Below are 12313 nucleotides of genomic sequence, written 5' to 3' on the forward strand. Positions count from 1 at the left end.
ACGCGGGCGTGGAGCCACCTCTCCGACGTGGAGAGGACACAGTATCACGCCGTATCGAGAATTCTGACCCCATCGCCGACGCGGAGCCGTCGCCCTCGGTCCCGTTCGGGGACCTCGGCGATCAGCATCGCGGTGAAGAAGTGCTCGAAGTCGGACGGGTCGGCCCACTCGGGAAACGTCTCGCGGCGCTTTTCGACGAACTGCTCGCGGAAGTTCGGCGTGACGGCACCCGTGTCGGGGTCGCGGCCGGGGACGACGCAGCGGCCGCAGGAGGTCACGCCCTCGAACCGGACGCCGCCGATCTCGAAGGCCGGGGCGTCGTCCCCGACGAACCGATCCTCCCAGAACGCGGGGACGCCGGATATTTCGAGGTTCGCGCGGAGGCGGCGACGCGCGCCGTCGACGGTCAGTTCCTCGAACCACGTCGCGATCGTTTCGAGCGTCGCCGTGCTCACGACCGAGGGGCCCATCTCACGGCGGTCGACGAACCCGCGGTCCTCGTCGCTCCTGAGCGAGAGGTCCGCGTCGAAGTAGTCGCCGAACCACGCCTCCGCTCGCGCCGCGTCCCGCGAGAGGTCGAACTGTTCAGTCTCACCGTGGGGCGTCTCGACGGTCAGTGTTCCCGTACTCGGATCGAAGTCCACGTCGAGTTCGTGAACGAGCGCGGAGCGCTTGCCGTTGAGCACGGTGCCGTCGGCGTCGAAGAAGGCGAACTCGCGGTCGCCCTCGATCGTCCCCCCGGCGAGCACGTCGGCGGCGCGGACGTCGATGCCGTCGAACCCTTTCACCGGGAACACCCTGATTCGGTCGAGTTCTGCCATTGCCGAGAGGTGGCACCCCCGATCCATTACAGTAGCGTTCGTGGCGAGGTTTCCAGAAGGGGTGATCGAGACGTTCCAACGTCGAGAATTCGGCGGGACGACGAGCAGTTACCGCTCGGTTCGATACACCGGCCGGAGAGACGTGGCGTCCTGATCGTAGCCTAGCCACACGCTGAGGGCCGTCGCGACGAGGACCAAGTAGACGGGGAAGACGAGCAGGAAGATGTACCCGAACGCGAATACGTTCATCGTGCCGAACCAGTACAACGCCGCGGCGAACGTGAGCCCGATCAGTCCACCCGCGGCGATGCCGAGGCGGAACGCGCGGGCGGCGTCCGGTCCCGGGCGGGGTCGATAGGGAGTCATACGTTCGGTTCGGGACGCGGGAAAATAAGGGAAGCGAGTCGGCGGCGTATCGATCACATTCGTTGCGTACAGATGTTCAACTCCTGGATCACGCCTCGAACGCCGGCGAGCAATTCGTCACGCGAACGAGTCTGTCGTCCGCGTCATCGCGACTGCGGCAGCGTCGCGCCGGAAATGACTGCCTCGAGAGCCTCGCGAGGCGGGCTTCACTCGGCCGCGTCGGAGGGGCGAGTGTGGAGGATTTCCACTACTATCATAAAAGTACGATACTATCAGGGTCCCATTTTATTGAGGTGTGATATCTTGTTTCAGAGGATGTCAGGGGACTACGATCATCCGAACCATCCGAGTGTAGACCAATCCGATAGAACGCTCCCGCGGAACCTCCGACAGACCGGAGACCCCGGGATCGAGATGCTGGTGTCGACGCGAGTACGAAAGTCCCCCTTCTTCGATAAGTCGTTCAACGAGGAGGGAGCGTGGCGGTGTACGGTGTACAACCGGATCTACCACCCGCGCGGACTCGTCGAGCCCGAGGACGGCGGTGCGATGGCGGAGTACGAGGCGCTGACGAACACGGTCACGCTGTGGGACGTCGCAGTCGAGCGTCAGATCCGCGTGAAGGGCCCCGACGCGGAGGCGCTCACCGACTACGTCATCACCCGTGACGCGACGGAAATCGAGCCGATGCACGGCAAGTACGTCATCCTCTGCAACGAGGACGGCGGCATCCTCAACGACCCGATTCTGCTGCGTATCTCCGAGGACGAGTTCTGGTTCTCGATCTCCGATTCGACGCTGATGCAGTGGATCCAGGGCGTCAACGTCGGGAAGGACTTCGACGTCGAGGTCGACGAGATCGACGTCGCCCCGATGCAGATTCAGGGGCCGCGCTCCGAGGACGTGATGCGGGAAGTCGTCGGTGAAGAAGTCTCCGACATTCCCTACTACGGCCTGATGGAGGCCGAGATCAACGGTGCGTCGGTGCTGGTGAGCCAGACCGGCTTCTCCGGCGAGAAAGGCTTCGAGGTCTACGTCCGCGACGCGATGGAGAACGCCGAGCGCGTGTGGGACCCGGTGCTCGACACGGTCAAAGACCACGGCGGTCGTCAGATCGCTCCCGGTCACCACCGCCGCATCGCCGCGGGGATCCTCTCGTGGGGCCAGGACATGGACCACGAGACCTCGCCGTTCCAGGTCAACCTCGGCTATCAGGTGCCCGACGACAAGGAGGGCGACTACATCGGCAAGGAGGAGCTCGAACGGCAGAAGGAGCTCATCGAGAACGGCGAGTACCCGTTCAACCTCAAGCTGGTCGGACTCAAGATGGCCGGCGAGCCGATCCGCGATTACGCCTCGGACTTCTGGCTCATCTCCGACCCCGAGACGGGCGAGGAGTGCGGCTACATGACGTCGCCGTGGTGGAACCCGGATCTGGAGACGAACATCGGCCTCGGCTTCGTCCCCGCGGAGAAGCTCGAGGACGCCGCGCAGGCCACGCTCGACGACGAGATCTACGAGAACGACCTGGATCTCGAATTCGAGGTCCACCTCCCCGACGAGTACGCCGAGGAGGAGGGCGAACCGGTGTTCGCCACGGTCTCGGAAGTGCCGTTCAAGGAGTCGGTCAATCCGAGCGCCCGCGAACAGGCGAAGCTCGGCGCGAAGCAGGAAGCCCAGCAGAACGACTGAGGCAGTCGACGTCGCTGGCTCGGAGATCGGCGATCGAAACTGGCCGGTTTCGTTTTTTGACGTCCGAGCGATCCGAGAGCGACGAGTGTAGACGGTTCATCGGCCACAAGTGGGACAGGAATGCGTCCCGCCGGAGAGACGACCGGTGCGGCGTCCCCGCCCCAGTGGACAGCGACGCTATCCCGTGAGCGTCACCGGCCGGTCGGCCGACAGCATCACGTCCTGAGCGATGCTCCCGAGGAGAACCTTCTGGACGCCCGAGCGCTTCCGCCCGCCCATCACGATTCCGTCGGCCTCGCGGTCCTCTGCCGCCGCGAGGATCTTTCTGGTCACCTCCCCGCCGGTCGCGACGCGCTCGACCGCGACTCCCTCCGCTTCGAGCCGATCTGCCGCCGCCACCGCGGCACCGATCTCCGCGAACTCGTGCGGCGGCGCGCCGGCGTAGTCCTGATGGGGGAACACGTACAGCACCGTCGCGGAAACGTTGTTCGCGGGGTCGGGAAGGCCCGCGACGTAGTCGGCCTGCTGCCGCGCTCGCTCGACGTTGCGATCGACCGGGACGAGTAGTTCCCGCGGCCCGCCGTCGAACGCCATCCCGGTACCCGTGATCGTCACTGGGCGTTCGGTCGAGACGAACACCTCGCGGACGGTGCTGCCGAGCAGCAGCGGCGCGACGCCGGATCGCTTCCGCCCGCCCATCACGATCTCGTCGCTGTCGAGTTCGTCGGCGATCCTGACGATCTCCTCGCCGACGCCGCCGTCACCGACGCGACGGGCTACCTGTACCCCCTGCGATTCGAGGTGCGCCGCGGCCGCCATCGCCGCCTCGAACTCCGCGAATTCGACGTCTTCGGCGGTGCCGAGACTACTCGGAGGAGCCACCGCCAGCACCGTGGCCTCGATCGCGGATTCGGCGTCGGGGAGGCTCGCCACGTACCGCGCCTGATTGAGCGCCCTGTTCTCGTCGTCGTCGACGGGGACGAGCATCTGATACATCTCACAGTAAAGTTCGTGATAGACACGGATATAGCCGAGGTGTCGTTCTAGCAGAACAAAAACGACGCCAGCAAGGGGGACGGACCGCTTGGCGCGGTGGGGACTCACTCCTCGTCGTCCACCTCGGCGTGGTCTTCGACCCTCCGACTGACGTCGAGGCGGTAGTGCTTCAGAATGTCCCGTCCCAGCAGGAGCGGGTGAGTCATGTGCGTCCGGTCCTCGATGTTGGCCGCGACCGTGTACTGGTCGCCGCCGATGCCGACGACGAGGTCGACGACGGGGCGGGTCTTGGCCTGTTTCGAACTCCCCGAGCGCACGCGCGAGTGTCGTGTGGATCGGCCCCGCGCCGATGGCCGCGGCGAGTCGGAGGTCGATACTCGTGCTGGCGGCCCCTGTGTCCGATTTGGCGATCACGGTTTTCGTGCCGCTGCTCCCGCTGACGACGACGCGCTCGGTGAATCCGATCGTCACCACGCTCTCGGAGGACTCCGCCTCCGGGACGGGCTTGCAGGCGGGCACCGAATCGTCGAGCGTCGAGGCGAGCTGTTCGACCCGCTCGTCGGCGACGCTTCCGCCGGCGAGTTCGATCGCCTGTCTCGCGATGTACGGGGCGGGGCTCCGACCCGTCGCCTCGTAGAAGCCCTTGAACCCGGCGGTCGGGTTGACCTCCAGGACGTACCACGTGTCGCCGGAGCCGATCAGATCGACGCCCGCGTAGTCGAGCCCCAGCGCCGACGTGGCACGACGGGCCATATCGAGGACTTCCGGGGGCGCGGTCTCGCTCGCGTTCTCGACGCGCCCGCCGCGTGCGACGTTCGTCCGCCAGTCGCTCTCGGCGGCGTAGCGGAACATCGCCCCGATCACCTCGTCGTCGACGACGTACACCCGGAGGTCACGCGGCGTGTCGCGATCCCGACCGATCAGCTCCTGGAGAAACGCCCGACGCTTGCCGACGCTCGCTGTCAGCGGATCGTCCGTCTTGACCCGCCAGACGCCGCCGCCGTGGGTCCCGATGGCGGTCTTGTACACCGCCTCCTCGCCGAACTCCCCGCGCAGCCGGTTTAGCTGCGCGTTCGAGAGCGCCAGCGCCGTCTTCGGCACCGGAATACCCTCGTTGAGCAGCGCGATCGCGCCGGCGGTCTTGTGTGCCGCCCGAGCGGTCGCGCCCGGCGCGTTCAGCATCGGTCGGATGCCGGCGAGCGTGTGCGCGAGTCCCAGTTCCTCGGCCGGCTGCTCGCTGTTCGAGAGCAGCAGCCGGTTCACGATCACGTCGACGTCCGGACTGAACTGGGCGTCACCGTCCCCGAAGCGGACGACCGTGTTCTCCTCGCGGAGCCACTCCGTCTCGTGGCCGAGTGCGTCGATGGCGTTCAGGATGGCTTTGGTTTCCTTGCTGTTGTGGAGGCTCAACACGCCGATGCGCGCCGCGGAATCAGCCATCCTCGACCCCGCAGTAGCGACTGTCGCCGTTCGAGTGCATACTCCGACGCAGCGCACTGAGCGCCATTGTTACAGACACGCAAGTGCGAGAGGCCGCGTTTTCAACACCTAAGAACGGCGGTACATCCGTCCTACTCCGAAGACCGGGGTCCCGGGCGGGCGCGACGCGGCGGACGGTACACGGAGAGGGGAAGAAGGGGAGAGGTCTGGAGAGGGGTGAGAACAGCTACTGAGCCAGTTTCCGCTGCCGCCACTCTTCGAGGTCGGGCGTCTGATTGAACGTGTAGAGGTGCAGACCCCGGAGCTTGTACGTGTCGTCGCCGACGTACGGGGCGAGCCCCTCCACGAGGTCGTCGGGCTTGTAGCGGCCGCGAGAGCCGATGAACTGCTTGATGAAGCCCACGATACCCGTCGTCTTCCGGAGGAACTTCACCGAGTCGCCGACGCCCACCTTCCGCGAGATGCCGATGAGCTTCTCGTATTTCATCACGCCGGGGATCCCGACTTCCACCGGGAGGTCGATCCCGCGGTCGCGGATCTCCTCGATCCACTCGATGATGGTGTCCGGGTCGTAACACAGTTGCGTGACGATGTACGTGGCGTAGGGCGCTTTCTTCTCCATCGACTCCACCAGTTCGGCGTCGGAGATGAAGTCGTGTCCCTCGGGGTAGCCCGTGATTCCGATCTCCTCGAACTCGTGGTCGAGGTCGTCGAGGGCGACCAGCAGGTCGTAGGCGGACTCGAACTCTCCGACCGGCTCTTCCTTGTCGCCGCCGGGGACGAAGATGTCCGTGATGCCGACCTCTCGCAGTCGCCCGCAGATCTCGTCGAGTTCGTCGGGCCCTTCGATGTATCGCGCGGCGATGTGCGGGATCACCTCGTATCCCGCCTCCGCGGCCGCGACGCACTTTTCGACCGTTCGGTCGATGCCCAGTTGCGGCGAGGTCGTGATCGCGACGCTCGCCCCCTCCGGGAGGTGTGAGAGCTCCTCCTCGAAGCTATCGAAGGGCATCAACTCGAACCGAACCGAGGTCAGGAGTTGGCTAACACCGTCTGAACTTCCGTGCTGGGTGGCTACAGACATCGATATTGAACGAACGTATGGGGTCTACTTTTGTCTACTGGCGAGCGGTACGGCTGCTCGGACGTGTGGCGGTCACGACCCATCGGGTGCTGACTCCCGTATTCTGGCGGCCACGTCCTCGGCGGTGACTTCGCGGTCGGGGGCCGACGCCACCCGTCGCAAGACCAGATCGAGGACGTTGAGCTGCCGCAGGAGCTGTCGAGTGCGGTCGTGCTCCAACCCGAGTTCCCGCTGGACCTCGTGGACCGTCCGCGCGTCGAGAACGGCGTCGACGACGTCGTGCAGCGTCAGTCGCTCCGGGAGCCCGATCCCGTCGGTGACCAACTGCTCGTCGGGGAGTGACTCCGTCGAAACGGCGTCGGATTCCGGTTCGCGGTCGGTTCCTCCGGCGTTCGGTCCTTCCACCGAATGCGCTTCGTGGCTTCTCGAAGCCGTTGAGTCGTCCGCGCCGTCAGCCTCCGCCGCTTCGGCCGGGTCAGGATCCTCCGCAGCGCCGGTCTCGTACGACGCCGGAGAGTGAACGCCCGCGTCGATCATATACCGGCGGACGGTCTCCGCGGAGACGTCCATCTCGATCCGTCGGCTCATCTCCTCGAAGGTGTCGCAGACGTCGTACAGTCGGGCGAGATAGCCCGTGTCGTCGTACGGCGGCACCGACTCGTCGCGGACGGCCGCGAGCGACGTCGGATCCGCCTCGTTCTCCGTTCCCGGAGAGCCACCTCGGGCCGCCGACGTTCCGCCGCGGGTGAAGTCCTCTGTCGGTTCGAGATCCTCGGGTGAACCGGTCTGCTCCTGTGCGTCGGTCGCGGCCGCCGGTTCCGTCGGGGTGCCCACGGCCGCCGCGTCGATCGTGACCGTCAGCGTGAGGATCACTCCGTCGTCTTCGAGTCGGACGTCCGTCGTCGTCGTCGACATCGAGATGTCCTCCGGCAGATCCACGGCCGGCCCGCCGTCGGGATTCGACGGGAACACCGGGAGCCGGACCGCGATTTCGAGGTCGTCGACACCGCCGTCCGGCGACGACCGATCGGAATCGTCGCTCGCCTCCACGCCGAGCGCCTCCGAGAGCGGAACTGCGACCTCGACCGTCGAGCGCAGCGGTCCGTCCGCGTCGCCACCGGCAGCCGCCTCGGCCCGTCGCACGGTCCGGTCCCCCGAACCGAGGCGATCGAGCACCCGCGAGAGCGCGTCGAACGAAGACTGCGGCTGCATCGCCATTGTACTGCTAGCAACCAACACATTGTGATTGGTTAACGCTACGTGCGGAATGGTGAGGGTATTAAAAACCGGTACAGACGTCGACCCGTCCAGAGCCGTCGGCTCGACAGCGTCAGGAATCAGCGGCGATGCTCGCGACCCGTTCGCCGGTGACGACGACGCCGCCCCGCGAGACGGAGTACAGAATGCCAGCGCCGCTCGCGGTGACGGTCTCCAGCCGTTCGAAGGACGACGGGTCGAACACGGCACCCAGTTCCTCGTCGGCGTCGACGGCGTCGCCGACGGCGAGGTCGGCCCGCAGCTCGAAGAGACCCGACATCTCGGCGACGACCCGCGGGACGTCGTCGGAGAGGACCCGTTGGTCCGAGGTCGACTCGACGGGTTCGTCTACGACGCCGAGTTCGCGGAGGACGTTCCAGACGCCCTCGACTCCGGACTGGACGGCCGGGCGTCGCACGGTTCGGCTGTTCGAGAGCTCCGCGGTGATCGCCGGAACGCCGGCCCGTGCCGCCGCGAGACGGAACTTCCCGGCGAAGTCGTCGCCCTCGAAGGGGTCGTCGTCAGCGAGGAGTGCTCGGTCCCGAACGCCTCCGCGAGCGCCCGCGCGTCGTCGTCGCCGCGGCTGAACCGGACGTGTTCGAGCATCTGCGGCATCCCGGTGTGGAGATCGACCGCGACGTCGCTCTCCTCGACGAGCGGCCAGAGGTTCGCGACCAGCCGCTCCTGAAAGCTGCCGTCGCGGTCGCCGGGCCAGATGCGGTTGAAGTTCGAGTGAAACGCGTCGTAGGCCTCCGGCGTCAGATACGAGCGGTGGTCGAACGCGAGCGGGTTCGTGACCGGGACGGCGACGACCGTCCCCGCTATCTCGGCGTCGAGGAGGCGGTCGTGGAGTCGCCGGAGCGCCGCGGGGCCGTTGAGTTCGATGCCGTGCTGGGCCGCCTGCGCGAACACCGTCGGCCCGTCGCCGCCCTCGTAGCGGTGGACGGTCACGGAGACGTCGCGGCCCGAGGGAAATCGCCCGAGCAACCGATCGGACGCCGTGTGGGTCACCGAGTCGTAGGTCATATCCGAGAAGGCGCGTCCGCGGGGTAAAAATCTCTGGACGGAACGAGCGACCTCGTGTTGATCGCCGCTCGAACGGCGCGAGTTACGAGCGCGCCGCGTCTTTTATCCGGCCGCTCGGTGAAGCGCCGCGTATGCACCTGGAGCGAGAGACGTGGACCGACGCCGAGGAGTCGGCGGCGGAGGTGGCGCTGCTCCCCGTCGGGAGCACGGAACAACACGGCCCGCACGCCCCGCTCGGCACCGACACGCTGGACGCGGAAGCCGTCGCCGAAGCCGCCGCCGAGCGGTACGCCGACCCCGTGGTCGTCGCGCCCGCGATTCCGGTCGGGATCGCCGAGGAGCACCGGGAGTTCGCGGGGACGCTGTGGACGACCGAATCGACCTTCCGCGCGTACGTCCGCGACGTCGTCGGGAGCCTCGCCTCGCACGGCTGGGACCGCGTCGTCGTCGTGAACGGCCACGGCGGCAACATCGCGGCGCTAAAGGAGGTCACGGCCCAGATCGTCCGCCACGACGACGCCTACGCCGTCCCGTTCACGTGGTTCGACGAGGTGGGCGAGCACAGTTCGGAGATGGGCCACGCCGGGCCGCTGGAGACCTCGCTGCTGCGTCACACGAACCCCGAAACAGTGCACGAGGACCGCCTCGACGAGGCCGCCGAGGGGGGAAGCGCCCGCTGGGGGAACTGGCAGGGCCGGGTCAACCTCGCCGTCGACTCCCACGAGTTCACCGACAACGGGGTCGTCGGCGACCCGCGCGAATCGAGCGCGGAACTCGGCGCGGAACTGTTGGAGCGGTCCGCCGACGCGCTCTGTGCGCTGCTCGACGAGGTCCGCGAGCGCGACCCCGGGCCGCGGATCTGAACCGAATCAGCTCGCCTCGTTTTGTCGGGTCGATGTCAGACTGTGTCGACGGCCGTAGCTCAAAAAGCGACTGAAATATTCGGCTCGTTTCGGTCTGCGCGCATCCGTCGTTTTTCCTGTTTTCGTCGCTCGTAACGCTCGTTTCCGATTCCGCGTTTGATCGGTCACCGTGGTATTTAAGCCCGTGACACCGTCACCCTGAGACGAACACGAATGAGCACACCGGAACTTCCGTCGCAGGCGGAGACAGTCATCGTCGGCGCTGGCGCGGTCGGCTGCAGCGTCGCCTACCACCTCCACGAACTCGGCGCAGAGGACGTCGTCGTCGTCGATCAGGGGCCGCTCCCGGTCACCGGCGGGTCGTCGGTGCACGCGCCGGGGATCATGTTCCAGACGTCCCCGTCGAAGCTCCAGACGAAGGCGGCCCACTACACGAGTCGGCTGCTCTCGGACGCGGGCGTCTACAACGAGGTCGGAGGCATCGAACTCGCGCGCAGCGAGGAGCGGATGGACTTCCTCGAACGGCGCGTCGAGTGGGCCGAGTCCTACGGCCTTCCCGACCCGCAACTGCTCTCGCCCGAGGAGGTCACAGAGCAGCTCCCGCTGGTGAACGAAGACGAGATCCTCGGCGGCTACTACTCCCCGACGGACGGCCGGGTCGACGGGATCGCCGCCCTGCAGTGGTACATCGCGAACTCGGGCGCGGACTTCTTCGGCAACACGGAGGTGACGGACCTCGACGTCTCCGGCGGCGAGGTCACCGCCGTCGAGACCGACCGCGGCACGATCGAGTGCGACCGCTGCGTGATGGCGACGAACAACTGGGGCTATCAGACGGCGCAGATGGCCGGACTGGACCTGCCGATCGCGCCCGTCGAACACCAGTACGTCGTCACCGAGCCGCTGGCGGAACTCGCCGAGGCGGACTCGACCATCGGCGAGAACACCGACGGCCTGCTGGTTCCGGGAGACCGCAGCATCCAGGAGTACATGAGCGAAGCCCCGCACCAGCCCGTCGGTCGCGACCAGGACAACTCGCTGTACTTCCGCACGCACGAGGATTCGCTCGGGCTCGGTTCGTACAACCACGAGACGCTCTCTGTCGACCCCGACGCGATGGGGAAGAACGACGACCGACAGGCGTCGGTGCGCGGGTTCACCCGCGAGCACTGGGAGGAGCCGACGCACCCGGACCGCGAGAAGTCCGCGAAGCAGGCGTTCGACGAACTGCTCCCGATGACCGAGGACGTCGACTACGAGATGACCGAGAACGGCATCTTCGTGTTCACCCCCGACGGGATGCCCGCCGTCGGGCCGACCGCGCAGGTCGACGGCCTCTGGAGCGCGCTGGCGATCTGGTGGACCCACTCCGGCGGCTACGGCAAGATCGTCGCCGAGTGGATGGAGAACGGCGTGCCGCGGCTGCCCTCCGGCCCGGTCGACACCGGCGGCGTCCACGTCCGCCGCTTCGAGCCCCACGCCGGCGAGAAGGAGTACTTCGTCGACAAGGGCGCGAAGCGCTACCAGCAGGTCTACAGCATCGTCGAGCCGCGCTGGCAGCCGAGCGAACACCGCGGCCTCCGCACGAGCCCGTTCTACCACCAGCAGAAAGCGTTGGGCGCGGAGTTCTACCAGTCCGGCGGCTGGGAGTCCGCGCAGTGGTACGAGTCGAACGCCGACCTCGTCGACGAGTACGAGGAGGAGATCCCCGAGCAGGACGGCTGGCAGGGGATCAACCGCTCGGCGATCGAGGGCGCAGAGCACCTCCACACCCGCGATGCGGTCTCGATGTTCGACATGACCTCCTTCAGCAGCATCGTCGTCGAGGGGGAGGGAGCCACCGACTTCCTCCAGCGGATGTGCAGCAACGACGTTGACAGTGCGGTCGGCAAGGTCCGCTACTCGCTGCTGTTGAACGAGGGCGGGGGCATCCTCGCGGACGTCACGGTCGTCCGCCTCGACGAGGAGCGGTTCCTCGTGACCACCGGCGGCGGCAACTCCCCCGGCATCCACGGCGGCTGGCTGAAGGAGCACGCCCCCGAGAGCGTCTCCGTGCACATCGAGGAGGGCGCGCGGAGCACGATCGGCCTATGGGGGCCGAAATCGCGGCTGCTGCTCCAGCGCGTCACCGACGCCGACGTCTCGAACGACGGCTTCCCGTACTTCACGGCGAAGCAGATCTACGTCGGCGAGGTGCCGGTCATCGCGCTGCGCGTCTCCTACGTGGGCGAACTCGGCTGGGAGCTGTGGGCCCCCACCGAGTACGGCCAGCGCCTCTGGGAGACGCTCTGGGAGGCCGGCCAGGACCTCGACGTCCGGCCGATGGGCGGCGGCGCGCTCGAATCGATGCGGCTGGAGAAGGGCTTCCGCCTCTGGGGCACCGACATCGACACCGACTCGAACCCCTACGAGGCGGGGCTGGGCTTCGCCGTCGACCTCGACACCGACTTCATCGGCAAGGAGGCGCTCGAGGCCGCGAAGGAGTCGGGGATCGACGACGAGATCACGCCGATCACGCTGGACGACTCCGACGACGTGCTCCTGAGCGGCCGGCCGGTGCTCGTCGACGGCGAGCCGCAGGGGTACGTGCAGGCCGCCGACTTCGGCTACAGCGTCGGCGAGTCGATCGCCTACACGTACCTCCCGACGGAGTACACCGAAGCGGGCACCGACGTGCAGGTCCGCTGTGAGGGCGAACTGTACGACGCGACCGTCAGGGACGAACCGCTGTTCGACCCCGGCCGCGAAAAGATCATCCGGTAGGGGCG

Annotated in this window: 10 protein-coding genes and 1 pseudogene; 3 read left to right on the forward strand and 8 right to left on the reverse strand. The window is 67.0% G+C overall.

Going from position 1 to position 12313, the window contains the following annotated elements:
• Window positions 1-44 precede the first annotated feature (44 nt).
• Together ACP99_RS07495 and ACP99_RS07500 are read right to left on the reverse strand one after the other, a co-directional pair.
• Entirely contained in the window at window positions 45-821 is a 777-nt protein-coding gene (locus tag ACP99_RS07495) for an MOSC domain-containing protein (RefSeq protein ID WP_049985997.1), read from the reverse strand.
• A gap of 108 nt (window positions 822-929) precedes the next feature.
• Window positions 930-1187: a hypothetical protein gene (locus tag ACP99_RS07500; protein WP_049985998.1), complete on the reverse strand. Its 258-nt coding sequence runs from the start codon at window positions 1185-1187 to the stop codon at window positions 930-932.
• 315 nt (window positions 1188-1502) lie between these two features.
• Here ACP99_RS07500 and ACP99_RS07505 point away from each other — a divergent pair, with 315 nt between their 5' ends.
• Window positions 1503-2879, forward strand: a complete 1377-nt coding sequence (locus tag ACP99_RS07505; RefSeq protein ID WP_049985999.1) for a glycine cleavage system protein T — start codon at window positions 1503-1505, stop codon at window positions 2877-2879.
• Window positions 2880-3056: 177 nt separating this feature from the next.
• On the opposite strand, the gene ACP99_RS07510 is transcribed toward ACP99_RS07505, so the two are convergent.
• From ACP99_RS07510 to ACP99_RS20820, 6 genes and pseudogenes are all read right to left on the reverse strand, one after another.
• The gene (locus tag ACP99_RS07510; protein WP_049986000.1) at window positions 3057-3875 is read right to left on the reverse strand and encodes a universal stress protein; all 819 of its coding nucleotides are present in this window, start codon (window positions 3873-3875) and stop codon (window positions 3057-3059) included.
• A gap of 104 nt (window positions 3876-3979) precedes the next feature.
• Window positions 3980-5315 (reverse strand): annotated as a pseudogene (locus tag ACP99_RS07515) (RimK family alpha-L-glutamate ligase).
• Window positions 5316-5541: 226 nt separating this feature from the next.
• The gene (locus ACP99_RS07520; protein WP_049986001.1) at window positions 5542-6399 is read right to left on the reverse strand and encodes a methylenetetrahydrofolate reductase; all 858 of its coding nucleotides are present in this window, start codon (window positions 6397-6399) and stop codon (window positions 5542-5544) included.
• A 72-nt stretch (window positions 6400-6471) separates the two neighbouring features.
• Window positions 6472-7617 (reverse strand): hypothetical protein, encoded by a 1146-nt coding sequence (locus ACP99_RS07525; RefSeq protein ID WP_049986002.1) that lies wholly within the window; start codon window positions 7615-7617, stop codon window positions 6472-6474.
• A gap of 112 nt (window positions 7618-7729) precedes the next feature.
• Window positions 7730-8074, reverse strand: a complete 345-nt coding sequence (locus tag ACP99_RS20815) for a succinylglutamate desuccinylase/aspartoacylase family protein (protein WP_394324861.1) — start codon at window positions 8072-8074, stop codon at window positions 7730-7732.
• Window positions 8005-8682 (reverse strand): succinylglutamate desuccinylase/aspartoacylase family protein, encoded by a 678-nt coding sequence (locus tag ACP99_RS20820; RefSeq protein WP_231554240.1) that lies wholly within the window; start codon window positions 8680-8682, stop codon window positions 8005-8007. The genes ACP99_RS20815 and ACP99_RS20820 overlap by 70 nt, the downstream gene beginning before the upstream one ends.
• 131 nt (window positions 8683-8813) lie before the next feature.
• Here ACP99_RS20820 and ACP99_RS07535 point away from each other — a divergent pair, with 131 nt between their 5' ends.
• Together ACP99_RS07535 and ACP99_RS07540 are read left to right on the forward strand one after the other, a co-directional pair.
• Window positions 8814-9545, forward strand: coding sequence for a creatininase family protein (locus ACP99_RS07535; RefSeq protein ID WP_049986003.1), 732 nt, complete (start codon window positions 8814-8816; stop codon window positions 9543-9545).
• Between the two features lie 213 nt (window positions 9546-9758).
• Window positions 9759-12308: a GcvT family protein gene (locus ACP99_RS07540; protein WP_049986004.1), complete on the forward strand. Its 2550-nt coding sequence runs from the start codon at window positions 9759-9761 to the stop codon at window positions 12306-12308.
• The last annotated feature ends 5 nt before the right edge of the window (window positions 12309-12313 follow it).

This window comes from Halobellus rufus (assembly GCF_000739575.1).
Taxonomy (GTDB): Archaea; Halobacteriota; Halobacteria; order Halobacteriales; family Haloferacaceae; genus Haloquadratum; species Haloquadratum rufum.

Bases quoted from the DNA above. Each gene is read 5' to 3' on its own strand.
- ACP99_RS07525 (WP_049986002.1), bottom strand. From the start codon at position 7,617: ATGGCGATGCAGCCGCAGTCTTCGTTCGACGCGCTCTCGCGGGTGCTC.
- ACP99_RS07500 (WP_049985998.1), bottom strand. From the start codon at position 1,187: ATGACTCCCTATCGACCCCGCCCGGGACCGGACGCCGCCCGCGCGTTC.
- ACP99_RS20820 (WP_231554240.1), bottom strand. From the start codon at position 8,682: ATGACCTACGACTCGGTGACCCACACGGCGTCCGATCGGTTGCTCGGG.
- ACP99_RS07510 (WP_049986000.1), bottom strand. From the start codon at position 3,875: ATGTATCAGATGCTCGTCCCCGTCGACGACGACGAGAACAGGGCGCTC.
- ACP99_RS07535 (WP_049986003.1), top strand. From the start codon at position 8,814: ATGCACCTGGAGCGAGAGACGTGGACCGACGCCGAGGAGTCGGCGGCG.
- ACP99_RS07540 (WP_049986004.1), top strand. From the start codon at position 9,759: ATGAGCACACCGGAACTTCCGTCGCAGGCGGAGACAGTCATCGTCGGC.
- ACP99_RS07495 (WP_049985997.1), bottom strand. From the start codon at position 821: ATGGCAGAACTCGACCGAATCAGGGTGTTCCCGGTGAAAGGGTTCGAC.
- ACP99_RS07505 (WP_049985999.1), top strand. From the start codon at position 1,503: ATGTCAGGGGACTACGATCATCCGAACCATCCGAGTGTAGACCAATCC.
- ACP99_RS07520 (WP_049986001.1), bottom strand. From the start codon at position 6,399: ATGTCTGTAGCCACCCAGCACGGAAGTTCAGACGGTGTTAGCCAACTC.